This window comes from Roseovarius indicus (genome assembly GCF_008728195.1).
Lineage (GTDB): Bacteria > Pseudomonadota > Alphaproteobacteria > Rhodobacterales > Rhodobacteraceae > Roseovarius > Roseovarius indicus.
The window spans coordinates 30596-54755 of record NZ_CP031601.1 but is presented as its reverse complement, the minus strand read 5'-3'; the positions used below and the strand labels follow the sequence as shown (position 1 = coordinate 54755).

Below are 24160 nucleotides of genomic sequence, written 5' to 3'. Positions count from 1 at the left end.
TACACTTTTTGGGGTTTCCGCCGAAAGCTATGACGGAGGTTGGGCAACGAGAGTGAGTGCAGAATTTCAGATTACGAGCGCGACCCGCCCTTGTCCGAATCAAAGGCTAAGTCACGCAGCCGATCGGCAAACACTTTTTTTGACAGAAGAAGCGGCGGCAACCCACCAAAACACCCCGAAACGCACGAAGGTACCAGGTAAGACCAGAACGCACTGTTCAAGACTGTTGGCGGCGCTTCTCATCAATCACCGCCTGCACAAGATTCATTACGTTGGAATGAGGTGTCGCGGCCTGCTGGTCATTCAGCGCCTCCTCCACCTTGGACCGAAACCAGGCATAATGAGATTTCATGTCAGCGGTCACGGAAATGGTCCTCAAGCCCCTATCCAGCAGCTCGCCTAGGTCTCTAGGCATATCGGCAACACTCAGAGCGACCCGAGATCGGCTGTCGGAGGAATGGACCTTGGACAGATCGACTTTGTCGCAGGCCTGTTTACGATCTGAAGGTTGTTTCAACTCAGAGTCCCCGTTCACGCGACGATCGAACGTTACAGCAAAACTTCCCGGACGATAAGACTCTTGAGATCTCTACATTATGGGGATGACCAAAACATCTGCGCACAGACGCCCTTTCACGCCATTGCCGACGTTAAGGCGGGATGCCGCGAAGGTCTCAAACGAGCCCATTGCAGAAGTCTTTAGTTTTCGCTGCGCGCGCTCGCAGCGTGAAAAATGTTGCACGAGCAAAAATGCTTGTGCCGCAGTGCAGCGGGAGAACCGGTCACTCATTCTGGTCGCTGCAAGAAGCCGGGGGCGAATTCATGGCTCGCCGTACCAAAGACCGTTCAGACCGCTGCAAAATTGGAGCAGCTAAATGCTTTCAACAGCGCGCAGGTACACACCCTAAATTGGCGCTCTAGGCACGCAAATAATCCGGCAGGTGGAGGGGTCGCAATTCGATAGTCCATCTGCGGCTGGGTGGTGATCTTTTTTTTACACGGATTGGTGCGCTGCACTCACGATATGGATGAGGGTCTCACAGCAGTGACTTGACAGGAGAGGTAACTCACCAATCCGTTCAATTTCAGGCTTTCAATTCGGCCAGGCTCGAACACCATGCATCCATGCCATCCCCCGTTCGGGCCGACAGGCAGAAGATTTTCACTCCCGGATTGACCTCCAATATGTTTTGCCGACAGGCTTCTTCATCGAAATCCACATGCGGAGCCAGATCCATTTTGTTGATGACGACCCATTCCACGGCGCGGAACATATGTGGGTATTTGGTCGGCTTGTCTTCGCCTTCCGTCGTTGAAATCACAGCGATTTTCATCTTTTCGCCCAGATCGAACATGGCCGGACACACCAGATTTCCCACATTCTCGATCATCAGGATTGACCCGGTTTGGGGATCCAAAGATTGTACGGCGAAGGCAATCATATCCGCTTCGAGATGGCACCCGGCACCGGTGTTGATCTGGACGGCACGGGCGCCTGCATCGCGGATACGATCGGCGTCATTCGACGTCATCTGATCACCTTCGATGACCGCGATATCGGCTTTGTCCTTCATGCGCTTGATCGTCTCTTCAAGCAGCGTAGTCTTACCGGATCCGGGCGAGGAGACGATATTCAGGGCGATGACGCCGCGCCCTTCGAACCAGCCGCGGTTGCGGGTCGCGATTTCGTTGTTTTTGCCGAGAATTGCAGTTTCCAGGGAAATGATCTCGCCGCCCGGGCCATGGACATGCGGCTCATCATGACCGTGGTGATGGTCGTCATGAGAATGCGCGTGATCATGATCATGTCCGTGGTCATGCGCATGATCGTCCCGCAACAGGACTTTGACGCCGGTTTGAGAATCGGTCATCGAAACCTCGTTTGCAGGGTCGGCGCAGCCGCATACTCCACACATTATGCTTCCTCCATAAATTCTATTTCGCGTACGACGAATGTGTCGTTGTCCGCATCGATAAATCCCAAGGACACCCCGGAAATAGCGGTACTTTCGGTCACCAGATCCCAGCAAAAGGTCAGTGCGCCGCGTTCCACACAGGCCTGTGGGCCGATCGCCACGCGGACTTCCTTGAGCCTTCGCCCTTTGGCGTTTTCTTCTGCGATACCCGCAATGCTGCGGGCCAGTCCAAGCTCGTGCATCAACCAGTCCCCCAGGCCACTGGTCCGGTTTCCCACATGATTGACAGGCCGATGGCGACAACGACCGCAGCAATGGACATCTGCACGGCGGTATGAAGGCCTTTTGCGATTTTCGGCGCCTGGAGCACCGGCCAACCGACAACAACGGACATGGCCGCCATGCCAAGAACGGACCCAAGGCCGACCAGACCGACATATCCGACAGCCAGCCAGGGGTCGCCAGTTTTGGAGACCGCCAGCACGATGAGCCCGGACGATCCGGCCGCGCCGTGCAGCAGACCAATGAAAAAGGCTTTCAGGGGAAATCGCTCGGCGTGTACGTGGGCATGCGAGCTTTTGGAATGGTCGGCCACATCGGACGCGTGACTGTGCACGTGCATGTGATACCCCTGTCCCTCATGTTGATGGACGTGATAGTGCAGCCTGTCCTTGCGAAACCTGTGCACGACCTGTGCTCCGAGAAAAACCAGCATGACGCCAACAGCAAATTCGAACGTTGCCGCGCGCTGCTCATTGAGAACGAGGCTGAACACAATCACGCCAATGGACATGATCAGCAACGTCGCCGTGTGACCCAGGCCCCAGACGGCGCCTCGCAGCAGGAGCTTGTTTTTTCCGCCCCTGCTAAGCGTAATGATCGCAGCCAAATGATCTGCTTCGAGGGCGTGAACCATGCCAAACAGAAGACCCAAAACCAGGAACCCAGACGATGACGACGCATCAAGAAATGTAAGATTTTCCAGTAAGGCCATTAGCAAATCCTCGGAAGTTGTTCACCGACCAGCATGTCGACAATGCGCAGACCGCCAAAGACAGTTTTCATCACCACCGTTCGGGGATGCTGGGTGGTGGCCTTGCCGATGATCACGGCCTCGCGGCCCGCATCGGTGGCGTGCATCGCGGACAACGCCGCGTCGGCCTGATCCTCGGGAACGAAGATCACCAATGTACCTTCATTGGCCAGATAGAGTGGATCCAGCCCCAAAATCTCGCAAACGCCTTTGACTTCGGTGCGCAAAGGCAGAACGTCTTCGCCGATTTCAACGCCGACACCGGCAGCATCGGCGATTTCATTCAGGGCCGAGGCCAGCCCGCCGCGTGTCGCATCTCTTGCAACCCGCGTGCCGGGGGCAGCAGACAATATTGCCTCCATCAGATGATTGAGCGGTTGGCAGTCCGACGGGATTTCGGTGCTCAGCGCCATATCGCCGCGCGCGGCAAGGATGGCCGCACCGTGATCACCAAGCACGCCGTTGACGATGGCAACATCACCGGGCTGCACGGTTTCGGCCAACAGGTCGCGGCCCGGCGCGATCACGCCGATGCCGGATGTGGTGATAAAAACTCCATCGCCTGATCCTTTGCCGACGACCTTTGTGTCACCCGTCACAATGGCAACGCCCGCATCATCGGCGGCATTTTGCATCGACGCCGCGATCCGGCGCAGCGTCGAAATCTCGACACCTTCTTCGATGACAAAGGCCGCTGACAGCCACAGCGGTTTCGCCCCGCCAACAGCCAGATCGTTCACAGTGCCGCAGACAGCGATCTTACCGATATCGCCACCGGGAAATTCCATCGGGGACACCACGAACCCGTCCGTCGTAAAGGCCAGCCGCGCTCCGGGTACGGTGAGCGCATCATCCATCAGCCGCGCTTGATCTTCCATGCCGGGCGGACAGAAGACCGATGTGAACACATCCTCGATCAGGTCGCGCATCGCCTTGCCGCCCCCGCCATGGGCCATCGTCACCTTGTCGGCAACGACGCGTCTGGGCTGGCGGTCCATCGCGTTCATTCTACCGGCTCCAGATCAAGGCCGCCATATTGGTAATAGGCCGCGCAGGCCCCTTCCGAGCTGACCATCAGGGCCCCCAGCGGCATCTCGGGCGTGCAGCCCTTGCCGAATTGCGGACACGCGTGGGGCTTGATCCGCCCGGTCATGACGTCGCCGCAGGCGCAACCTTCCTGTTCTTCTGTGAACGATGTGTTGCGGCCGTAGCCGATGTTGAATTTCACCTCGGCATCGTATGCCTTGTACCGGTCGCGAATGCGCAATCCGCTTTCATCAATCTCACCCAGACCGCGCCATTCAAAGGTTGGGCGCGGCTCATAGACCTGCTCGCAGGCGGCGATGGATACCGGGTTGCCCTCGTTGGGCACGATCCGCGCATATTGGTTTTCCACCTCGGCACGGCCATCGCGGATTTGTTCCAGCACCATCAGCACCGATTGCAACAGATCAAGCGGTTCAAACCCCGCCACCACGATGGGTTTGCCATAGTCGCGCGCGATGAACTGGTAAGGTTCGGTGCCGATCACCATCGACACATGGCCCGGGCCCACGAAACCATCCAAGACCATATAAGGGTCATCCAGCAACGCCTTGATCGGCGGCGGCACGGTGATGTGGTTGCAGAAGATAGTGAAATTCGTCAGCCCATCGGTATCGGCCTGAAGGATCGACAGGGCCGTCGAAGGCGTGGTCGTCTCGAACCCAAGGCCAAAGAACACCACCTCGCGGTCGGGGTTGCGGCGCGCCAGTTCCAACGCGTCCAGCGGCGAATAGACCATGCGGATATCGGCGCCGTCGGCTTTGGCCTGCATGAGGGATTTCTTGGTGCCCGGCACGCGCATCGCATCGCCAAAGGTTGTAAAGATCACATTCGGATCTTCGGCGATCTGTACGCATTCATCCACGCGGCTCATCGGAAGGACGCAAACCGGGCAGCCGGGGCCGTGAATGAACTCCAGCCCCGGCGGGGTCAGCTTGTCCAGACCATAGCGAAAGATCGCGTGCGTATGCCCGCCGCAAATCTCCATGATATGAACCGGCTTTTCCTTGGTCGCTCCGATCTCGTTGGTCACGCGTTCGATGGCAGCCAGCACGCCTTTGGCGGCCACCGGATCGCGGAATTCATCAGCGTATTTCATGACGCTTCCGACAGCATGGCCGCACTGGCCCGCATCGCCTCTATCTCTTCCTGCGCTTCGCCAAGTTCGCGCAGGACCTCCAGTGTCAGGGCCGCTTCCTTTTCGTTGATCTTGCTCATGGCAAAACCGACATGGATCAAGGTCCACGTGCCAATCAAGTCCTCCAACGGGTCATCACCCGCGATGCAGGCCACGTTGACCTCACGTTTCACGCCCGAGATGTCGACCATGGCGAGCTTGCGGGTCGCATCCGAGATCTCGGTAATTTGTCCTGGAATTCCTAGGCACATTTTGCGTCCTCCCCTTGTGTGTTTGCCAGGGCAATCACGGCTTGCCCCAGTGAAATACCGCCGTCATTCGCCGGATAGTCGGAATGGCTCAGAACCGTCAGCTCTGCTCCTTCCAAGCCTTGATGAACCAGCGCGAACAGCGTCGCGTTTTGAAAACAGCCACCCGACAGGGCGACGGTGTCGATGGCCGTGTCTTTGGTCAGCCGCACCGCCATTTCGACAATGGCGCGGGCCAATCCCCGGTGAAACCTTGCCGAAATCGTGCCAATGGGTGTCTGCAGAACCAGATCGCCCAGCATGGCGCGCCAGACGGCCAGCGGCTCGATATAGGGCATGCCCTTGCCGCCCATCAGCGGTATTGAAAACGGATAGGCCAGATCATCTGGCTCGTTCAGCGCGTCAGGATCAAGGGCGGCCTCGAACAGGATCGCGGCTTCGCCCTCGTAATTCTGCCGGTCCCAAGCGATGCCTGCAATCGCGGCAGCGGCATCGAACAGCCGGCCACAGGACGACGCCAAGGGCGAATTCGTTCCAGACTTGATCATCGCATCCAAAGTGTCGCGAGGCAGGTCCCGCATACGGCTGAAGACCTCCAGATCGGGAAAGTTGATTGCAAACTCGCCCCAGCCCATCTCGGCCATCAGATGCGCATAGGCATTGCGCCATGGCTCACGCACGGCGGCCACACCGCCGGGCAGTGCAACTGGTTTCAGACAGCCGACCCGGCGATACCCGTGGTAGTCGCAGATCAGGAATTCACCGCCCCAGATCGTGCCGTCATCCCCCAGGCCTGTGCCGTCCAGCGCGATGCCTAGCACGTGTTCTGCGCTCAGGGGCCGGTTGTTCTCGACCAGGCACGCGGCGATATGCGCGTGGTGATGCTGTACCTGGATCACAGGCCGGTCGCCTGCCATCTGGAACCCGCGCTGCGTGGACAGGTATTGCGGATGCTGATCGACAGCGATTATATCTGGAGCATGATCAAAGAGGTTTTCGTATAGACCCAGATTGCGCGTCACATCCGCGTTTGTGGCCACATCCTCCAGATCGCCCATGTGCTGGGACATGATGGCGCGGGCGTCCTTGACGAGGCAGAATGTGTTCTTCTGTTCCGCACCGAGCGCCAGAACCTCAAGCGCGTCGGAAAACCCGGCTGGCAGTTCAAGCCCCTGCGGCGCATATCCACGCGCCCGGCGCAGCACGCGCGGACGGCCCAGATCGACGCGCACAACACTGTCATCGATCCGGTTGGCGATGTCGCGGTTATGAAGACAGGCGAAATCTGCGATATCGGCAAGACGGTCGCGGGTTTCCTGATTGTCGATGCATTGCGGCTGACCCGAAGGATTGCCGCTGGTCATGATCACCGGGCGCCCGATGCGCCGCAGGATCATGTGATAGAACGGCGTATAGGGCAGCATTACGCCAAGACGATCCAGACCCGGCGCGATCTCGCTTGGCAGACCGTTGGGCTTGGCCTTCAGCAGAACGATAGGTGCTTGCGGGCTCGACAGAAGATCGGCCTCGATCTTCGACACCTCGCAATACGCGCGCACCACATCCAGATCGCGGGCCATCAGGGCAAAGGCCTTGCCCGTGCGCGATTTGCGCCTGCGCAATTCGGCCACGGCCGCGGCGTTGGTGGCGTCACAAGCTAGATGCACACCGCCCAGACCCCGGATTGCGACGATGTGACCATTCATGATCATCCCGCCGGTGGCATCCACGTCATCCAGCATTGAAAACGCTTCGAGATTCACCGCGCCCTTGCCAAGTTTCTCGATCCAGATGTTCGGTCCGCACCGGCCACAGGCCACCGGCTGCGCGTGAAAGCGGCGGTCGACCGGGTTGGAATATTCCGCCTCGCAAGGTGGACAGAAATCAAACGGCGCCATGGTTGTTTTAGCGCGGTCATAGGGAGCGGCCTGCACAATCGAAAAGCGCGGCCCGCAATTGGTGCAATTGGCAAACGGATAGCGATAGCGCCGCTCAAACGGATTGCGGATTTCCTCCAGGCAATCGGCGCAGGTTGCGGCATCTGGCGTCACATTGCCTCGCATCTCGCCCTCTTGCGATGCGGTGATTTCAAATCCGCAAGGGGCTGGGTCGGTCAGGGGTGTGACATCGAGCCGTTCGATGCGCGCCAGCGGCGGCAGTGCGCTGTGCAGCCTGTCTGGAAAGGTTGCGACATGGTCCCCCCAAAGCTGGATCACTACGCCTTCGCCGGTGTTTTTCACATCGCCCGTCAGGCCCATTTCATGCGCCAGCCGCCAGACCGTCGGGCGAAAGCCTACGCCCTGAACCTGACCAGAAACGGTGAAGCGGGCACCGGTCATGTCGCCGCGTCCCAGATCAGAATGCGGTTGTTGCCGCTGTCGGCCACCGCCACCGTCGAGCCCAGAGCAGACAGCCCATAGGGCCAGCACACCGTATCGCGCTCGGCAATGCCCCAGCGGTTGTCGCCTTTGGCCGCAAAATCCGGCTGCGCCGTCAGCCGGTCGGCGTGGGCCGCCATACCGGTATCCTCAAATCCCAGAAGTCGTGAATTGGCCGTGTCAGCCACCACCAGCGTCGACCCAAGTGTTGCCAGCGCATAGGGCATATTCATCGCTTGTGACGTGGGATAATACGACGCCATATTGTGGTCGCAGGCGGTCATATCCGCCTGTCCCAGCACCGTGTCGCATTGGGTGCCGTTCTGGCCGGGAAACGCATCCCATATCATCACCCGGTTGTTGCCGGCATCTGCCACCGCCAGACCGCCTTGCCAGACGATGGCCATGTGCGGCCAGCGCATCGATACGTCCGAAACCGCCCCGCCCGCATTTTCATCCCGGCAGGTGAAATCGTGCTGTCCCAGAACCAGATCCGCCGGTTGACCCGTGGTTTGCGGATCGTCCCAGATCAGCACACGGCGGTTTCCGGTGTCGCATACGATCAACCGATTGCCATCCGCCGAGACCCCGTAAGGCCAGTGCATCGTATCAGCGCGCGCATGCGACAGACCCAAATTTGCCAGTGCGCTGTGGGCGTCAGGCTGACCAAGAATGATATCAGCCTCGTGGTCGGGACCGGTGGGCGTTTCGCGCCAGATCAGCACGCGGTGGTTCCACGGGTCGGCCACGGCCAGCCCACCCCGAAATGCAACGATCCCGGTCGGCACATTCACGGTGTTCGCAGCCACCGGGCCCTTGGCGTTTCGGCCCTCGCGGCCAAAGTCGGGCTGACCCAAAAGAATATCGGCAGGTGTGTCGTCATTTGTCGGGACGGTTTTCCATCCCAGCACCCGGTGATGCCCCGTGTCTGACACCCAAAGCGAGCCGTCCGGATGCAGGCACACGCCGCGCGGCCCGAACATCAGGTGCGGCGCGGGCGTGATCGCCTGTACAAGTGAACCGCCGTCGCTGCCCAAAATGACGCGGGCGCCCTGCCCACCCAACAACGGCGCACCGGGGGTTATGGTGCCGGGCGCCTTTTGCGGGCTGAACGAGCGGGACAGCGAGACTTTCACGCGATAATCCTCACTTCGATATTGGGGCCTTTGACCCGCACCGCGTGCGGCTGCAATTGCACCTCGGGAGCAGTCAAACACTCGCCACTCTCAAGCGCATATCGAAACCCGTGATGCGGGCAGGACAGGATCGTCTCGATGATATCGCCTTGGGTCATCTCAAGGCCCATATGGGCGCATGCATTCTTGAAGCAGCTTACCTTGTCGGCAAAGCGGGTGATGATCACTGAATGAGTGTCGATGTCGATAAAGCGCGTTTCGCCATCGGCCAGATCATCCAGCGGCAGCGCCGTTGTCCACTCGTTGTCGCCGTAATTTGCAAAGGGCGACGTGAACTGAACGCCGTCCGACCCGCCACCGCCCAGACCCTTGGCCTGTTTCACTTCGGTGATCTCGGGAACCTGATCCTGAATGGCCTTTTTGACACCCGCATAGAACGTCAGTTGTGACGCCGGGCACCCATCACAGGCACCCAGAAACCGAATTTCTGCGCGCTTGCCTTCGACCGCAGCGACCTCGGCATCGCCGCCATGGCTGACCAGGCTCGGGCGCACCGTTTCCAGCGCCGCCTCGACCCGTTCGTAGAGCGATGGCCGCAATATCCCGTGGCGGCGCAACACGGCGTAGACCACTTCATCCCGGGCCGCCTCTTTCAGGGCGTTGCCAAACTCTGGGTTGTCCTTAAGCGCTCCGATCAACCGTCGGAACGCCTCCTTGTTCAATGCATCTACGGCTTCAGCCCTTGCATGGGCTCCGTTGCGGGCCGCCTCATCCCAGCCGTCTGCCAGCATTTCAAGCGCCTTCAGATCGCCGATCAGGCGATCCAGAGTCGGCTCTTCGCCTTCAAGAGATGCGGCATCCGGCATTGCTTATGCGTATTTCAGATCTTTGAACAACACAGGCTGCACAGCGCCGCTTACAGCGCCTGCGGCGATGGCTGCCACCCAGATCGGTGCAAACAACCCGATGACGATACCGGCGATCACGCCGGCGCCAGCCCCCATCATCAACTGTCGGACCACGGTTTTGTTGTCTTTGAAAAGCTTGCCTGCAAAAAACAGTTTTGCAGAATTCATGGCCATTCCCAGCATGGCGACCTCCTAGATCAGCAAAAGAACAAGCGTGGTCACGACAACTGCGCCGCCACCTGCAAGCCCGCCGTAAAGCGCGCCCATATAGGCGGCCAGCTCTGCGCCCAGTGCATCTTTACCGATGCGCAGACCCGACAAGGCCCCTGCACCCAAGGCGGCGGCCAGGCCGGCGACCAGGGCCAAAATTACGACTATAGCGCTCAACTGTATTCTCCATTCATCATTGTAATCCGCTCCGTTCCAGAATTGTTGATGGGCCAAGGGCCGCGTTCAGTTCGGCAATGGCTTCGCTTACTGCTTGTGCCTTTTCGCCGGCCCCGCGCTTGGCGAATACGCCGCGCGCTTCTTCCAGCAGACGCACCGCTTCGGTCAGGTTGCCAAAGTTGCCGCCGTCGGGATTTTGCGGATCGTCCGGCAGGTTCGACAGGCAATTGGCTTTGTTCGCGATGGTGTTGGCATATTCTTCGGGCATGTCGCGGATGGTGCGCACCTTGAGCGCCTCATCATAAGCCTCTAGAGCGCGATATCCGTTTTCCACCCGGTGAGACGAGGACACGTACTGCAGCGCGTTGCCAAGGTTGTTTTGCAGCATCGCGTATTCGTTGGGATGGTCTATCAGGTTGACGACCGTCAACGCCTCTTCAAAGGCCTGCACTGCCAGCGCCTCGCGCATCTTCCCGGACTGGTCGGTGAACGGCATGGACAGGAACGCCGTGGCCAGGTTGCTTTGCAGGACCGCGAATTCCTTGGGGTAGTTGGTCTTGTCGAAGGTCCTGAGCGACCGCTGATAGGCGCTGATGGCAGGTTGGATCGGCAAGAGATGCATGCCCGCAAGTGTCTGGCAGATCAGACCAAGGTTCATTTCGGCTTCGGCCACTTCGGCGTCCGACCCTTCCGCAGTCAGGGTTGCAAGCGCGATCTCTATTTCGGATTTCGCTTCCTTTAGCTGCGTCGCATCTTCGGCGGGCACGGCCATCAGCGCTGTGGCCATACGCGCACGAATGCGGGCGACCCCCAGAACTTCGCCTTCCGGCGCAAGATCCATGGCAAGTTTGTAGAGATCCACGGCAGCAAAGATGTCTTCGGCACGTTCGGGTTTCTGCTGAAGCCCCATCGCGATTTCCATCAGCATCTCGGCCTTTTCGGCCTGCGTCGCCGCAGCCGTTTCGACCGCGGTCATGGCCGCCTGCACCTGCTGCTGAGCACGACTGATATTCGTCAAACCGGTTTCTCCCTCGAATCGAATCTGGTTCGATTTCTGTGTTCGACCGAGAAAAGCACTCAAAGCGGGCGCTGTCAACTTACTTGGTTTATAGAAAACTTAGTTTACACATCCTCGCCGCGCTGATCCGGCTTCAATTCTGCACAAAGCGCCCCTTTGCTGGCCTGCCACGCGACGGTCAGGCTGTCGGTTGCAAAGTCCAGAAGGTCTTGATCCTGGAAAACATCACGGGCCTGAACCACCCGATCACCTGCAGCATTCCGGACCTTCAAAAGGCACCCTCCGGCGGTTGCCTGATGCACGGGCATCACCAATAATTCATCCTGTTGGATCAGTACGATGACCGCATCAATGCCGCGGAAATAGGTGTCCACCACGGCGCAAGGCAGATAGATCGCACCATCCCTGATCGCGATCGTGCTCATGCCTCCGACCACGTATCGATCAGGTCCCGAATGCGGCACTCAACCGTCCGCGCCGCGCGAGAAACCTCGTCGCTCAGGCCTAACCCAAGCTCCAGCGTCGCGGCCTCGATCAACAGCACCGATGTCGTCTTGGGAAACGCATCACCATAGATACGGCGTCCTGCGTAAAGCGCATGATCCCACCTGAAATCATGCAGGTTCAGGCTGTTGTTGGGCGGTGCTTCCAGAACCTCTCCAGGAACCTCATAAATGGTGCCCGGCGACCCTTCGGGGACCCGGGCATCGACAATGATCAGATGCGTGGCGCCGCGTGCGCTGTACATGACCGACATCCCGTCGGTTCCGCCGTCGAATATGCGAGTGTGCTCCGGCACGCCGTTTTCGCGCATTTGAGCGATGAGATGCGGACCGACGCCGTCGTCGCTTCGGTTTGGGTTGCCGCATCCGATGACGACAACATCAAGCGGCATCAGATCCGCCACAGGCGGCAGGACCATTCCGGTTCGACCGGCACCATCAGTTCCGGCAATTCGCAGAATTTCGCATGGACCTTGTAGTACATGCAGGTCTCGCAGGGTTGCTCAATCTCGTCAGCCTCGATCGTGTGATCGGTGAAACCGGCGATGACGAGTTTCTTTTCCAGATCCTGACCTGCCTCGACCTGCAGGCGCGCCACGATTTCATTGACCTCTTCGCTGGTTCCGGCCCGTGGCCAGACCTCGGTTTCCAGACCCGAAGCCAGCATCTCGGCGATTGTTGCGCGAGTCTCGTCATCATCCATGTCAGCGCTCCTTTCAGATCCGCCACAGACGGCACCACCATTCCGGCTTTGCCGGGAGATCAAGTTCTGGCAGGTCGCACCAGCGCTTGTGCACCAGGTAGTACATACATTCCTGGCACCGCATCTCGTCTTCGCCGTAGGGCTGCAAAAGCCAGCCTGAGATCACCAGTTTTTCGCGCAGCTGATCCGCGCTCAGAGGCCGCAATTCGTCAAGCAGCGCACCGAATTCACGATCCGTTTCCGGAAAAGGCTCGACCTTGGTTTCCAGTCCTTCCGCGAAATGGTCCTCTATCATCTGGAGGAGCATTTCATGCCCCGCTTCGGCGGGTGTCAGGCCATATCTGTCCAAGTAGGCCTGGCGCTGCGCTTGGGTTATTGATGCTTCCGGATTTTCTGACATTCAGCTTCCTCCCTAATTGCCGGATGTCGTTTGGCCGGCAGATTTGATCCGCCGGCCAAACATAAACATCAGGCTGTTCGGAAGCGTGCCAGTTCATCACCGGATTTGGCATCATGCGCATGAACAGTACACACAAGGCAACTGTCATAGGATCGACAAACGTGACCGACCTCGACCGGATCCGCGCTGTTCTTGATCGGCGTGCCGATCAACGCTTCTTCGATTGGCCCCCGGGCGCCGTCAGATGTACGCGGCCCAACATTCCATGTCGTCGGCGCGATGATCTGGTAATTGGCGATCTTGCCGTCGCGTACATCGATCCAATGGCACAGCGCACCGCGAATCGCCTCGGTCGCACCCCAGCCCTGTCCGTCTTTTTCAGTTGGCTTTATATACCATTCGTCGTTCAACTGGAACTCGCGCAAATTGCGTTCGGCTTCGCGATAGAGAATGCAAAGCTCGTGCATCCGCGCAAAGTGGCGCAGCATCGTCGAAGCACCGCCCATCTTGCGGTACATATCCAGCACCAACCCGTCGCTGTGCTGGAAGTCATGGCCCGTGTCATTGCCCGCCACCAGACGCCGCGCCAGCGGGCCGGCCTCGAGGCGACCGCTTTCGGCATGCGACACGGCCGTCGACCAGGAATACTTGCCCTCCGGGTCGATGGGGTTCTTGCTCACTGGGTTCGTGGTGCGGTCGAACGGGTGGACCGCACCCGCCGCCTCGTCGTACCAGGCGTGCTGCGTGTCTTCGCGGACAAAGGACTGGTCCATCGGGCTGAATGTGTCGGATGCACCGTCGTAGATGCCCGATTTCATGATCACCGCATCTGAGCGACCATCAATCGTGGGGTTCTGATACTTGTCCTCGTGGGGCAGATACCCCCATGTGGTGAACCGGCCGTGGCCTTTACCGTACTGGTCAAGGCCAATGTCCTTGGACATGCGCCAGAACAGGCCCAGATCAGAATTGGCGTGCTCGGGCTTTTCGTCCAGCCATGCCTCGAATTGCTCCAAGGTCTGGATTTCTTCGTAACGCTCCATTGAGCAGCCGAGCCACAGTGGCTCGATCCAGTTCTGACGGAAATGCTCCAGAATAGACCAGGCGCGGGTGATATCCGTAAGTGTCGGAGAACACATGACGCCGCCAGGCACCATGAAGGACGAATGCGGCCACTGACCGCCCAACAGCGCGTAAATCTCGACCGGACGGCCGGAGATTGTCACGCCTGCTTCATAGGATGTGCCGGTAAACGGGGAATAGCGTTTGACGGCTTCCTCGTAAAACGGGCTCATCGCGTAGTTTTCGTTGGTATAGTCGATCATCCACAACCCATAATGGTGGCGCGGCAGGGACTGCAGAGATTCCACGATCTGGCCGAGGTTGCGCGCCAGAATGGCGTTGCGCGGCACGGTGGTGCCCCAGGCAGTATCGAGTGCCCAGGCTGCGCAGGTCAGGTGTGACGCACCGCAGATCCCGCAGGCGCGCGGCGTGACGACCAGACCGGCTTGGGGGTCCTTGTCTTTCAGGATGACTTCGAACCCGCGAAACATCTCCGCGTGGGTCCAGGCGTTGGTGACAACGCCGTTTTCAATATCGACCCGGACATCCAGATCGCCTTCGACGCGGCCAACCGGCGAAATGTCGAGTGTTTCTACTGCTGCAGACATAATTCTCTCTCCCAATTCGCAGTTAGACTACGAAGATATCTTCCTCTGCCCACGCAGGTGCCGCGCCTTTGGCGGCGGAGGTGAGCTTGATGTAACCCTTCTTGTCCACGCCCTCGGGCATGTCCTTGGGTACACCCATGACGGTTTGTGTCTTGAAGACCGTTCCCGGCGCCAGATCAAAGAACGGGAACTCCGGTTCGGTACAGCCCAGGCAGGGCATACCCGCACGGGTTTTTGACGAATGGCGGTTCCACAGGATGCGATTGCAGGGGCTGTGAGTCATAGGACCACGACACCCCAGATCGTAGAACAGGCACCCCTTGCGCTGGCCGAACGCCGTGGTCGACACCTTGTAGGCAAAATGCATGTTGCGCGTGCACCCGGTCTGCGTGAAAGAGGAAAAGAACGTTTTGGGGCGATGGAATTCATCCAGCGTCAGATCACCGGCCCGACCCGTGGCAACCGCCACCAGAATCTGCGTTACCCAGTCAGGGTGTGCCGGACAACCCGGAATATTGATGACAGGCAATCCGGATTTAGCGGCAAAACCTTCACCCAGTGCGCCGCCCTTGTCGCGCTTGAGAAACTGCAGGCCGACGCTGTCGGACGGGTTCGGCGCCGTCGCCGGAATGCCGCCATAGGTCGCGCAATCGCCGATCGCCACGACAAAATCAGCAACCGCTGACAGCTCTTTCACCCACTCCTTCATCGGGCGCCCGCAGAACCGGTTCCATTCGCCGGTGCCGTCCGGCGCATTGATGACGGTGCCTTCGAAGACAAAGATGTCCAGCTTGATCTCGCCAGAAATACACTTCTCGACGATCGCTTTGACCTGATCGCCCAGTTCAAGCCCGAGGGAGGGTTGCCAAAGGACGTTGATCCCAAAGTCAGTGACCAGATCACATGCGCTTGGTTCCTCTGCATTCAGGAAAGACATCGTGTTGCCGGAACACGCGCCCCCCTGAAGCCACAACAGGTTTGCCATTTTTCTTCCTCCCAAAGACTATCATTCCTGCCGCGACATCCTCGCCTCAGAGCCAGGCTTGTTGCTTGTCGACCCTGCGAAAGTCGCGGCATTTATGGTGGAAGTGTGTACCGTTGCGCACAGTCGAGCAAATCAACACTAGCGGTCAGCGCGGCGATTTCTGGTAACAAAGTGTAAACTGAAAACTAAGTTGCCATGGGGGAATGTAAACTTGGCTGACAGCTGACAGGGCTTAGCCCCGTCGCCCGCAAGCCGGGCATTCGGCCTCTCCGAAGTAGCTGTACCAGATCCCCTTGCAGCTCTTGCACCAATGGCCCCTGGCGCCCGTGCCCGAAGGAGCAACGGCCTTTGACATGGCGGTCAGGCCCAGATTGCGCGGCTTGGACCGGGTCTTGGCCAGTCCGGATCGGGCATAGGGGAAACCAATGACTTTCGTGGCAGGCGCGTCATCGTCCATGTCTTACCCTTTGCGCAGACCGTATCTCTTGATCTTGTTTGCCAGCCCGACTCGTGACAAGCCCAATTCTTCCGCGACCTTACTTTGATTCCAATGAAACGCCTCCAGCGCCTTGGTCAAAACGACCTGCTCCAAATGTTCGACCTTGTCTTTAAGCGTTACACCGGATGGCACGAAAGCTGCGTCCTCGCCGTTTTCGATTGGCGTGCGCGCGATCTTTTCCGATAAATGTCGTAGAGCAACATATCCACCTTGTTCCGCAACCGCGACCATGCGCTGAACTTCGCTTTCCAGCTCGCGGACATTGCCCGGAAATGGGTAATACTCCAACCGCTTCAGAACGTCAGATGTGACACCCAATACCCGGCGACCAACCACACCGGCATATTTCTCAACAAAGAACTGTGTCAGCACCGGGATGTCGTCGGTCCGGTCGCGAAGCGGTGGCAATTCCAGTTGAAACCCGCGTAAACGATAATACAGATCGCGGCGGAAACTGCCTTTTTCCACCATCTCCTCAATTGAACGGTTGGATGCCGCGATGATCCGCACGTTGCTGTACAGTGTCTTGTCTGAACCAAGTGGTTTGACTTCGCCCTCTTGCAGGAAGCGTAAAAGGGCCACCTGAAAATGCGGTGATACTTCTGACACCTCGTCCAGAAACACCGTGCCCCCATCAGCCGCCCGAAAAAGGCCCAGCCGATCCGCAATCGCCCCCGGAAAGGCGCCACGCATGTGGCCAAACAGCTCGGAATACAAGGCATCGTCAGACACACCGCCGCAATTCTGGCTGTGCATGGGTGAATTCACGCGATCCGAGTTAAAGTGAATGGCGCGCGCCAAAAGCTCCTTGCCGGTGCCCGTCTCGCCTCGGATCAGGACCGGCATGCCCGTGGAGGCCGCGACTTTCGCCTCGGCGACAACTTCGGCCATCTTGGGGCTTGCATAGACCAGTCTTTCAAAGCGTGAAACGCCACCCTGAACCGATCCGCCTTCCTCGTCGTTGAAAATCTCGTCATCCAGCGACAGCTTGAGCTCTCTGCTCAGTATCCGGTGCCGGCGCGACAGCTCGGCGTGTTCCAGGGCGCGCTTGACGACGATGCGGATCTGCTGCTCTTGCACCGGTTTGGCAAGATACAAATAGGACGCCGTATCTTCGCAGAGTTGCGCGCCGCAGCTCATTTCATTTTTTTCGCAAATAACAATGCGCCAACACGCGGTATGAGACAAGCGAGACCGCGCCAACGCGTTGTCCGGTCCAAAATCATCCTCATCGACGTCATAGAGAATGAGGTCCACGTTCACTTCGTCAAGGCGGCTCTTTGCGGAGTTATCATCCTCGCAAAAGATCAGCCGATACCCATCCAATTCGCTCAGAGCGCTGGAAGCGGACAGGGTCAAAGCCTTGTCCTTGGACTTGATAAGAACCGTAGATATATTCGACAAGGTGCTTGGACCTCCGTTGCCACTGATGATTGCCGGATCAGTATCAGCAAACATTCTTTGCATAAAGAGAACTATTTATGCAAGTTCTGCTTGCAATCTAGCTTCAGAGTGCAAATCCAGCGCCACTTCGCCTGTTGTGGGGTCGAGTCCGGCTGAGTGCAGAATAGGGCGTTAAGCCTGGATTGGGCTTCTGTAGTCGAGCTCAGGCCGCGTTTTCGGTGAGATAGCGATAGATGGTGGCCTTAGAGAGGCTGTATTCAGCCATGAGGTCTTTGATCAGCTTACCTTGAGCGCGTTTTTCGCGGAGCTCTGCGATCTGATCATTGGTGAGCGCAGGCCGTTTGCCGAACTGAACGCCGCGATCTTTCGCCTTCTTGATTCCGTCCATTTGCCGTTCGGCCCGGATCTCAGTCTCGAATTGGCCGATAGCACCCAGCATGTTGAACAACAGACGACCAGTTGCATCGGATGTGTCGATGTTCTGGTCGAGGACGACAAGATCGACGCCCTTTTCGCGCAGCGTCTCCGCGACCTGACATAGGTGCAAAGTGGATCGGGCCAGTCGGTCGATGCGCGTTACAATCAGCTGGTCGCCTTCACGGACATAATTCAGACATTGCTTGAGCTGAGGGCGGGCATCGGTGGTGCCGCTGCGCTTTTCTTCGAACAGTTTGTCACAGTCGCTCAGTTTTTCACGCTGCACGTTTAGAGATTGTCCGACTGAACTGACGCGGGCATATCCGACTTTGGCCATGGGGTCTCGAATATATTAAGGGTTCATGCGACAACCATATTGAGACATTGAAAAAGACATGGCACGCGTGATGTCTCAATATGTCTACTTTCAAAGACCACATCTCCTAACGAAAGAACAATCCGATGGCACATCGAGCGGTTCTGACCGCGCGACAACGCGCGGCACTTTTTGATCTCCCTACAGAGGAGATGGCGTTGCTGCGGCATTACACCCTGGATGATGAGGACATTGAACATATCCGCACACGGCGGCGACCAGAAAACCAAATCGGCTTTGCGCTTCAGCTTTGTGCCTTTCGGTTTCCGGGCCGTTTGCTGAAGGCTGGCGAAGTTATACCGGAACCTGTGTCCCGGTTCATAGCCGCTCAAATTGGACTGAAACCAGATGACCTGTTGCAATATGCCGCCCGTGAGAAGACACGACGAGAACATCTCGGCTCACTGCGTAAGATGTACGGTTACAAGATGTTTGCTGGCAAACATGCCAAGAAAATGCAGAGGTGGTTGGACCAGCACGCCGAGGCGGCTCAATCGAGTGAGGGTTTGGTTCGCGGGTTTGTGGAGGAATGCCGCAGGCGACAGGTTGTCCTGCCCGGCCTGTCGGTCATAGAACGACACTGTGCTGACGCATTGGTTGCGGCCGAACAACGGATCGAGGCTCGCATTGCGGCACGTCTCGACCTCGAAATGAAAGCCAAACTTAACGGTTTGCTCAATGAAGACGCTGATAGCCGGATCAGCCGCTTCATCTGGTTGCGACAATTCGAGGTGGGCAAGAACTCTGCCGATATCAACCGCCAGCTCGACCGGCTGGAATTCCTGCAGGGGATCGCGTTGTCGCCAACAATCCTGGACGACATTCCCGCACATCGGGTCACACGCCTTCGCCGCCAGGGGGAACGTTACTTTACGGATGGATTGCGGGACATCACCAGTGATCGACGACTGGCCATCCTTGCCACCTGCGTCGTTGAGTGGTCGGCTGCCATCGCAGATACCGTTGTCGAAACACATGACCGGATCGTTGGCTCAATCTGGCGGGAGGCAAAGAGGATTTGCGATGCCCGTGTTACCGCGGCGCAATCGGAGATCGCGGCGACCCTGGCCGGGTTTGAGACTCTGGGCACGACATTGTTGATCGCCAAGGGAGATGAGGTGGCTATCGCCGGTGCCGTGGATGCATCTTGTGGCTGGGATGCTCTGGAAAACCTCGTTGCAACAGCAAGGTCACTCAGTAAGACCGTCAAGGCGGGTGCACTGGCTTATGTCGAGCAGGGGTATCATCGGTTCAAGCTCTATGCCCCCGAATGCTGGCAACATTGGACATCACAGGGGCCAGTGTGGCTCAGCCTTTGCTTGCGGCGGCCGATGTGATCCGCGACAGGCAAGATATTCCAAGCCGCTCTGCGCCATTTCTTCAGCCCCGATCAAAATGGCGAGGGCATCTCAGCGACCCCGAAACGAACCGGGACCGTCTCTGGGTTGTCGCGGTGCTGTTCCATCTGCGTGAGGCCTTCAGATCCGGTGATGTCTGGCTTGCTCATTCTCGCCGCTACAGCGACCTGAAACAGGCTCTGGTTCCGGTCGAGGCCGCGCAGACTATGGGATTGTCGATGCCATTGAAGCCGGAAGTCTGGCTTGCAGATCGAAAACAACGGCTGGACGACGGGCTGCACAGGCTTGCCAAGGCAGTCAGGAACGGCGCCCTCCCAGGCGGGATCATCGAGGATGGGCGATTGCGCGTCGAACGCCTTGAAGCTGACGTTCCCGCTGAAGCCGATAGCCTGATCCTGGACCTCTATCGTCGCCTGCCAGAAGTGCGGATCACAGATATGCTCACGGAGGTGGCCAATGACACAGGGTTCATTGACGCCTTCACCCATCTGCGTACCGGGGCACCGTGCAAAGACAGGCTTGGCATGCTGAATGTTGTTCTCGCAGAGGGTCTGAATCTTGGACTCAGCAAAATGGCCGGGGCGAGCAGTACCCATAACTTTAAGCAATTGGCCCGGCTCTCAAACTGGCACGTGGAAAGTGAGGCCATCAATCGGGCACTGGCTATGGTGATCGAGGCGCAGGCGTGGTTGCCAATGGCAAAATACTGGGGTGCTGGTGAAACCGCTTCCAGTGACGGTCAGTTCTTTCCCACCACACGCCAGGGCGAGGCGATGAATCTGATCAATGCGAAGTACGGCCATGAGCCCGGCCTGAAAGCCTATACCCATGTATCAGATCAATATGGCCCCTTCGCCACACAGGTGATCCCAGCTACAGTGAACGAGGCACCGTACATTCTGGACGGTCTGCTAATGAACCCGAGCGGCAAACGGATCAAAGAACAATACGCAGATACGGGCGGCTTCACAGACCTCGTCTTTGCGGCCACCTCGTTGCTCGGCTACCGGTTCATCCCGCGCATCAAGGACTTACCTTCAAAGCGGCTGCATGTCTTTGATCGTCATGGGGTCCCGAACGAACTAAAAGGCCTGGCCGGTGACCGCATCCGCGAAAACACGATTATCGCCAACTGGCCGGACGTGTTGCGCTGCATCGCGACGATGCTCTCCGGGAGAATGCAACCGAGCCAGCTTCTGAAGAAACTGGCAGCACGGCCACGGCAACATGATCTGGCCATTGCCCTTCGTGAAATCGGACGTATCGAGCGGACGCTGTTTATCATTGATTGGCTACTTGATACCGATATGCAGCGCCGCGCACAGATTGGCCTCAACAAAGGAGAAGCACATCATGCCCTGAAGAACGCACTGCGGATCGGTCGCCAAGGCGAAATCCGCGACCGTACAACTGAGGGCCAGCATTTCCGCATCGCAGGGCTGAACCTGCTCACCGCCATCATCATCTATTGGAACACCAAGCAACTCGGTTTTGCGGTCGCCGCGCGACAAAATGCTGGGCTCGATACACCCGCATATCTTCTCTCACATATCTCGCCCCTCGGATGGGCACATATTATCCTCACAGGTGAATATCGGTGGAGGCGGATGATGGAAAACCCATGAAACCTCGTGCAGCGACAACACCGGTCATTCATCAGCAGCCAGCGAAATCTGACTCCAAGCCCACTTTGACCAATGCTGCGATCTGCATGGATGGTGGCTTCAGTGAAACGGGCAGGATCAAGATCCGTGCTGACCAACCGCCACCGAGTGATTGCTTTGCATTACATAGATCAAATGTAGTCGTGCGCCAGTTTGCGGATCGGTCCTAGCCAGTTAGAAAGCGGGACAGCTTTGTTGCGATTTCGTCGTCTCTGATCGTCTTCAGGCGGGCTGTGAAGAATGTCTTCTTCATCGCCATTCCTTTGATGGAAATACCGATCAGTGCGCCGGTATCAATTTCATGGGTTACAGCTTCGGCGAGAATGATAGAAGCACCCAAGCCGGACATGACAGCCTGTTTGACGGCTTCGGTCGATCCGACATTCGCGCGCGTGCGCAGTTCGCCGGCCCTGTCGCCCAACACATCGCGCAGGAGCGTGCCGGTGCCGGATCCACTTTCCCCGCCGATCATTTCAAGTGTGAGGAACTCCTCGACGGTGATCTCGCGGCGGCCCGCCCAAGGATGGTCGGTGGGCAGGATCACGATCATCTCCGCGCTGCGCCACCGCTCTGCCGCGACATCCGGGTGTGAAAGGGGCCATTCCATTGCCGCAATGTCGATCTCCCGGCTCAGTAGCATCTCGGCGATGCGGGGATTGGGTGCCGAGGTGATTTCCCACCGGCCTCGCCAGTCCTCCGCGTCCAGAAACCCTTTGAACGCCTTGGCCATATAGTAGCTGGCGATATTGCCACTGCACCCAACGATCAGACTGTCGTCGCGCGCGATGGTCTCGGCGCGTGCAGCAGATTTCAACAGATGGCGCGCATGAGGCAGGAAGCGTTCGCCATGCCGTGTCGGACGGCTGCCAGCATGACTACGCTCGATCAGTGGAACGCCTAAATCCTCTTCAAGCTTTTGCAAATGCTGGGAAATTGTCGGTTGTGCGATCTTCAAGCGGGTCGCAGCGCCATGGAAACTACCCGCTTCGACAAGACCGACAAAGCTCCGCACAAGGCTCAGGTTCAGCATCACACTTATCCTTTCAGGACTTGGGGGTTCAGCGCTGTCTCGGGTAGGTCGCCTTTGAGCGTTGTGATAATGCTGTCCGCCGCCGAGGCTGCGATGGCGCGCCGCACCTCAACCACAGCCGATCCGATATGCGGTGTCAGAACGGTTTTCTCCGAAGCCAACAGGGCGGGGTGGACGTGCTGTGGACGGTCGGGCCTGGCCCAGTCTTCCATCTCATAGGTGTCGGCAGCGTATCCACCCAGATGGCCGGTTTCGAGCGCGGATGCGACGTCGGCTTCATTGACCAGGCTGCCGCGCGCAGGATTTATCAGGCAGGCCCCTGGTTTCATGCGGGAGATAAATGCGGCATCGACCATCCCAAGCGTCGCCTCGGTCAAAGGAACCGCCAGAACAACGAAATCCGATGTGGCCACGATTTCGTCCAGCGCAGCCTTGCGCGCGCTCAGCGCTTTCTCGGTTGTCGGATCCAGTGGCGTCACATCGTGATAAAGCCGCGTTCCCCGAAAGCCGGATAGCAGTCGCAGTGTTTCGCGCCCGACAGCCCCCGCGCCGATGACGCCGACCACAGCGCCCTGCAACGTGCCCCCGTAAAAGCGCGCGCGCCATCCAGCGTAGGTGCCCGTCCGCATGTGCGTATCGCCGTCCCGCATGTTCCGGGTCAGAGCGATCATCAGCCCAAGCGTGAGTTCCGCCGTCGGTTCGGTCAGCAGATCGGGCACGATCGTGACCAACACGCCATGATCCGTGCAGGCAGTGACATCAATGTTGTCAAAGCCTTTCAGTGCCCCCGCCACGATCTTCAGATGCGGGCAGGCTTCGAGAAATGCGCGGTCCACCGCTTCCGTCATGAAGGCCATCAGTGCAGTTGCGTCCGCACAAACCTCTTTCAGCCGTTCGAACGATAACGGCTCTGTGCTGTCATTCGAAATGACCTCGCCGACCATCCGTAGGGTGGCCAGTGTCTCGTCCTCGATCCAGTTCGGCACAATGATTTTTTCGCGCATTGAGGTCATCCCTTCCTTTTTTCGCATTGCTATCAAGGCAAGAGGGTAATCGCAATATGTAATAATTCTGTTGCTTTGATCGCGTAGCAGAATGGGTGACGAAGGGGAATCGGTCGATATGGGACAGCAGCAGATGGCTTTTGATCGGAGCGATACGAAGACGGATGCGGCACCAATCCTGTGCCTGGACCAGGTCGAAGTGATCTATCCGAACGGCACGGTCGCATTGCAGCCGACGACCGTTGATTTCGAAGACGGCGAATTGACGGTGTTGCTGGGTCCTTCAGGCGCGGGCAAATCCACTTTGCTGCGCACCTTGAATCTGCTCGTGCGGCCCACATCCGGGGCGGTCCTGTCACGGGAGATCGGAACGCTGGATGCGACTCAATCCATCCGGGCGCATCGCCGCGATACGGCGATGATCTTCCAGCAACACCAGCTTATCGGCCGGATGGGGGCAATGCACAATGTCCTCTTGTCCCGGCTTGGGCGGCATTCCTTCTGGCGCACCCTTGTTGGTTTCTCGGAAGAGGAACGACGGCTGGCCCTTGAGTGCCTGACACGCGTGGGCCTTTTCGAAAAAGCGCTGACGCGCTGCGACAGCCTCTCGGGTGGCCAGCAGCAGCGCGTCGGCATCGCGCGTGCGCTGGCTCAAGAGCCGAAGATGATCCTCGCCGACGAGCCTGTAGCGTCGCTCGATCCGGCCTCATCCGAGCGCGTGCTGAACGTCCTGCGCTCGATCTGCAAGGAAGACCGCATTCCGGTGATCGTCAGTCTGCACCAGCTCGATTACGCCAAGGCTTTTGCGGACCGGATCATCGGCCTCGCCGGTGGGCAGATCGTCTTCGACGGCCCGCCCACACAGCTTTCCGAAACTGTCCTGACCCAGATCTATGGATCGACCGGGCAGGATGCGACTTGAGTTCATCATCATAGGAGAC

Annotated in this window: 24 protein-coding genes and 1 pseudogene; 2 read left to right on the top strand and 23 right to left on the bottom strand. The window is 58.3% G+C overall.

Going from position 1 to position 24160, the window contains the following annotated elements; all coding sequences use genetic code 11:
- Positions 1-217 precede the first annotated feature (217 nt).
- The 21 genes from RIdsm_RS30300 to RIdsm_RS29395 form a co-directional block, all read right to left on the bottom strand.
- Positions 218-364 (bottom strand): hypothetical protein, encoded by a 147-nt coding sequence (locus RIdsm_RS30300; protein ID WP_156108153.1) that lies wholly within the window; start codon positions 362-364, stop codon positions 218-220.
- A 721-nt stretch (positions 365-1085) separates the two neighbouring features.
- Entirely contained in the window at positions 1086-1871 is a 786-nt protein-coding gene (hypB, locus tag RIdsm_RS29490; RefSeq protein WP_211285985.1) for a hydrogenase nickel incorporation protein HypB, read from the bottom strand.
- 44 nt (positions 1872-1915) lie between these two features.
- Positions 1916-2158 carry a hydrogenase maturation nickel metallochaperone HypA gene (locus RIdsm_RS29485; RefSeq protein WP_037240029.1) on the bottom strand — a complete coding sequence of 81 codons (243 nt, stop codon included), beginning with the start codon at positions 2156-2158 and terminating at the stop codon, positions 1916-1918.
- Positions 2158-2910 (bottom strand): sulfite exporter TauE/SafE family protein, encoded by a 753-nt coding sequence (locus tag RIdsm_RS29480; RefSeq protein ID WP_051922140.1) that lies wholly within the window; start codon positions 2908-2910, stop codon positions 2158-2160. The genes RIdsm_RS29485 and RIdsm_RS29480 overlap by 1 nt, the downstream gene beginning before the upstream one ends.
- The gene (hypE, locus tag RIdsm_RS29475; protein WP_037240026.1) at positions 2910-3956 is read right to left on the bottom strand and encodes a hydrogenase expression/formation protein HypE; all 1047 of its coding nucleotides are present in this window, start codon (positions 3954-3956) and stop codon (positions 2910-2912) included. Before hypE ends, RIdsm_RS29480 begins: the two co-directional genes overlap by 1 nt.
- Entirely contained in the window at positions 3953-5092 is a 1140-nt protein-coding gene (hypD, locus tag RIdsm_RS29470) for a hydrogenase formation protein HypD (RefSeq protein WP_037240023.1), read from the bottom strand. Before hypD ends, hypE begins: the two co-directional genes overlap by 4 nt.
- Positions 5089-5382 carry a HypC/HybG/HupF family hydrogenase formation chaperone gene (locus RIdsm_RS29465; RefSeq protein WP_037240021.1) on the bottom strand — a complete coding sequence of 98 codons (294 nt, stop codon included), beginning with the start codon at positions 5380-5382 and terminating at the stop codon, positions 5089-5091. Before RIdsm_RS29465 ends, hypD begins: the two co-directional genes overlap by 4 nt.
- Positions 5373-7718, bottom strand: coding sequence for a carbamoyltransferase HypF (hypF, locus tag RIdsm_RS29460; protein ID WP_037240020.1), 2346 nt, complete (start codon positions 7716-7718; stop codon positions 5373-5375). Before hypF ends, RIdsm_RS29465 begins: the two co-directional genes overlap by 10 nt.
- Positions 7715-8974 (bottom strand): NHL repeat-containing protein, encoded by a 1260-nt coding sequence (locus tag RIdsm_RS29455; RefSeq protein WP_236553418.1) that lies wholly within the window; start codon positions 8972-8974, stop codon positions 7715-7717. Before RIdsm_RS29455 ends, hypF begins: the two co-directional genes overlap by 4 nt.
- A complete protein-coding gene (locus RIdsm_RS29450) occupies positions 8890-9759 on the bottom strand; it encodes a NifU family protein (protein WP_037240018.1) in 870 nt (289 codons plus the stop codon). The genes RIdsm_RS29455 and RIdsm_RS29450 overlap by 85 nt, the downstream gene beginning before the upstream one ends.
- A gap of 3 nt (positions 9760-9762) precedes the next feature.
- Entirely contained in the window at positions 9763-9984 is a 222-nt protein-coding gene (locus RIdsm_RS29445; protein WP_037240016.1) for a hypothetical protein, read from the bottom strand.
- 9 nt (positions 9985-9993) lie between these two features.
- Positions 9994-10188 (bottom strand): hypothetical protein, encoded by a 195-nt coding sequence (locus tag RIdsm_RS29440; RefSeq protein WP_211285984.1) that lies wholly within the window; start codon positions 10186-10188, stop codon positions 9994-9996.
- Positions 10189-10204: 16 nt separating this feature from the next.
- Positions 10205-11206, bottom strand: coding sequence for a hypothetical protein (locus RIdsm_RS29435; protein ID WP_100053154.1), 1002 nt, complete (start codon positions 11204-11206; stop codon positions 10205-10207).
- Positions 11207-11310: 104 nt separating this feature from the next.
- The gene (locus RIdsm_RS29430) at positions 11311-11631 is read right to left on the bottom strand and encodes a hypothetical protein (RefSeq protein ID WP_037240014.1); all 321 of its coding nucleotides are present in this window, start codon (positions 11629-11631) and stop codon (positions 11311-11313) included.
- Complete coding sequence (locus tag RIdsm_RS29425; protein ID WP_199559127.1) at positions 11628-12128, bottom strand: hydrogenase maturation protease; 501 nt, start codon at positions 12126-12128, stop codon at positions 11628-11630. Before RIdsm_RS29425 ends, RIdsm_RS29430 begins: the two co-directional genes overlap by 4 nt.
- Entirely contained in the window at positions 12101-12412 is a 312-nt protein-coding gene (locus RIdsm_RS29420) for a hypothetical protein (RefSeq protein WP_037240012.1), read from the bottom strand. The genes RIdsm_RS29425 and RIdsm_RS29420 overlap by 28 nt, the downstream gene beginning before the upstream one ends.
- 13 nt (positions 12413-12425) lie before the next feature.
- A complete protein-coding gene (locus RIdsm_RS29415) occupies positions 12426-12812 on the bottom strand; it encodes a hypothetical protein (protein ID WP_197060312.1) in 387 nt (128 codons plus the stop codon).
- 68 nt (positions 12813-12880) lie between these two features.
- Positions 12881-14482: a nickel-dependent hydrogenase large subunit gene (locus tag RIdsm_RS29410; protein WP_037240008.1), complete on the bottom strand. Its 1602-nt coding sequence runs from the start codon at positions 14480-14482 to the stop codon at positions 12881-12883.
- A 22-nt stretch (positions 14483-14504) separates the two neighbouring features.
- A complete protein-coding gene (locus tag RIdsm_RS29405; RefSeq protein ID WP_037240005.1) occupies positions 14505-15467 on the bottom strand; it encodes an NADH-quinone oxidoreductase subunit B family protein in 963 nt (320 codons plus the stop codon).
- 460 nt (positions 15468-15927) lie between these two features.
- Positions 15928-17424: a sigma-54 dependent transcriptional regulator gene (locus RIdsm_RS29400; RefSeq protein WP_081896188.1), complete on the bottom strand. Its 1497-nt coding sequence runs from the start codon at positions 17422-17424 to the stop codon at positions 15928-15930.
- A gap of 148 nt (positions 17425-17572) precedes the next feature.
- A complete protein-coding gene (locus tag RIdsm_RS29395) occupies positions 17573-18124 on the bottom strand; it encodes a recombinase family protein (protein ID WP_057821753.1) in 552 nt (183 codons plus the stop codon).
- A 125-nt stretch (positions 18125-18249) separates the two neighbouring features.
- Here RIdsm_RS29395 and RIdsm_RS29390 point away from each other — a divergent pair.
- Positions 18250-21146: pseudogene (locus RIdsm_RS29390) on the top strand (Tn3 family transposase).
- 205 nt (positions 21147-21351) lie between these two features.
- Here the strand turns inward: RIdsm_RS29390 and RIdsm_RS29385 are convergent.
- Both RIdsm_RS29385 and RIdsm_RS29380 read right to left on the bottom strand, forming a co-directional pair.
- On the bottom strand, positions 21352-22215 hold the full coding sequence (locus RIdsm_RS29385) for a LysR family transcriptional regulator (RefSeq protein WP_074940723.1): 864 nt from the start codon (positions 22213-22215) through the stop codon (positions 21352-21354).
- Between the two features lie 5 nt (positions 22216-22220).
- On the bottom strand, positions 22221-23219 hold the full coding sequence (locus RIdsm_RS29380) for an NAD(P)-dependent oxidoreductase (RefSeq protein ID WP_057821748.1): 999 nt from the start codon (positions 23217-23219) through the stop codon (positions 22221-22223).
- Positions 23220-23352: 133 nt separating this feature from the next.
- On the opposite strand from RIdsm_RS29380, the gene phnC reads away from it, so the two are divergent.
- The gene (gene phnC, locus RIdsm_RS29375; RefSeq protein ID WP_057821757.1) at positions 23353-24141 is read left to right on the top strand and encodes a phosphonate ABC transporter ATP-binding protein; all 789 of its coding nucleotides are present in this window, start codon (positions 23353-23355) and stop codon (positions 24139-24141) included.
- Positions 24142-24160 lie beyond the last annotated feature (19 nt).

Coding starts and splice junctions, on each gene's coding strand:
- hypF (WP_037240020.1), bottom strand. CDS start 7,718: ATGACCGGTGCCCGCTTCACCGTTTCTGGTCAGGTTCAGGGCGTAGGC.
- hypD (WP_037240023.1), bottom strand. CDS start 5,092: ATGAAATACGCTGATGAATTCCGCGATCCGGTGGCCGCCAAAGGCGTG.
- phnC (WP_057821757.1), top strand. CDS start 23,353: ATGGCTTTTGATCGGAGCGATACGAAGACGGATGCGGCACCAATCCTG.
- hypB (WP_211285985.1), bottom strand. CDS start 1,871: ATGACCGATTCTCAAACCGGCGTCAAAGTCCTGTTGCGGGACGATCAT.
- RIdsm_RS29445 (WP_037240016.1), bottom strand. CDS start 9,984: ATGCTGGGAATGGCCATGAATTCTGCAAAACTGTTTTTTGCAGGCAAG.
- RIdsm_RS29380 (WP_057821748.1), bottom strand. CDS start 23,219: ATGCGCGAAAAAATCATTGTGCCGAACTGGATCGAGGACGAGACACTG.
- RIdsm_RS29420 (WP_037240012.1), bottom strand. CDS start 12,412: ATGGATGATGACGAGACTCGCGCAACAATCGCCGAGATGCTGGCTTCG.
- RIdsm_RS29410 (WP_037240008.1), bottom strand. CDS start 14,482: ATGTCTGCAGCAGTAGAAACACTCGACATTTCGCCGGTTGGCCGCGTC.
- RIdsm_RS29425 (WP_199559127.1), bottom strand. CDS start 12,128: ATGGTCCTGCCGCCTGTGGCGGATCTGATGCCGCTTGATGTTGTCGTC.
- RIdsm_RS29385 (WP_074940723.1), bottom strand. CDS start 22,215: ATGCTGAACCTGAGCCTTGTGCGGAGCTTTGTCGGTCTTGTCGAAGCG.
- RIdsm_RS29465 (WP_037240021.1), bottom strand. CDS start 5,382: ATGTGCCTAGGAATTCCAGGACAAATTACCGAGATCTCGGATGCGACC.
- RIdsm_RS29430 (WP_037240014.1), bottom strand. CDS start 11,631: ATGAGCACGATCGCGATCAGGGATGGTGCGATCTATCTGCCTTGCGCC.
- RIdsm_RS29485 (WP_037240029.1), bottom strand. CDS start 2,158: ATGCACGAGCTTGGACTGGCCCGCAGCATTGCGGGTATCGCAGAAGAA.
- RIdsm_RS29450 (WP_037240018.1), bottom strand. CDS start 9,759: ATGCCGGATGCCGCATCTCTTGAAGGCGAAGAGCCGACTCTGGATCGC.
- RIdsm_RS29415 (WP_197060312.1), bottom strand. CDS start 12,812: ATGTCAGAAAATCCGGAAGCATCAATAACCCAAGCGCAGCGCCAGGCC.
- hypE (WP_037240026.1), bottom strand. CDS start 3,956: ATGAACGCGATGGACCGCCAGCCCAGACGCGTCGTTGCCGACAAGGTG.
- RIdsm_RS29395 (WP_057821753.1), bottom strand. CDS start 18,124: ATGGCCAAAGTCGGATATGCCCGCGTCAGTTCAGTCGGACAATCTCTA.
- RIdsm_RS29480 (WP_051922140.1), bottom strand. CDS start 2,910: ATGGCCTTACTGGAAAATCTTACATTTCTTGATGCGTCGTCATCGTCT.
- RIdsm_RS29405 (WP_037240005.1), bottom strand. CDS start 15,467: ATGGCAAACCTGTTGTGGCTTCAGGGGGGCGCGTGTTCCGGCAACACG.
- RIdsm_RS29400 (WP_081896188.1), bottom strand. CDS start 17,424: ATGTTTGCTGATACTGATCCGGCAATCATCAGTGGCAACGGAGGTCCA.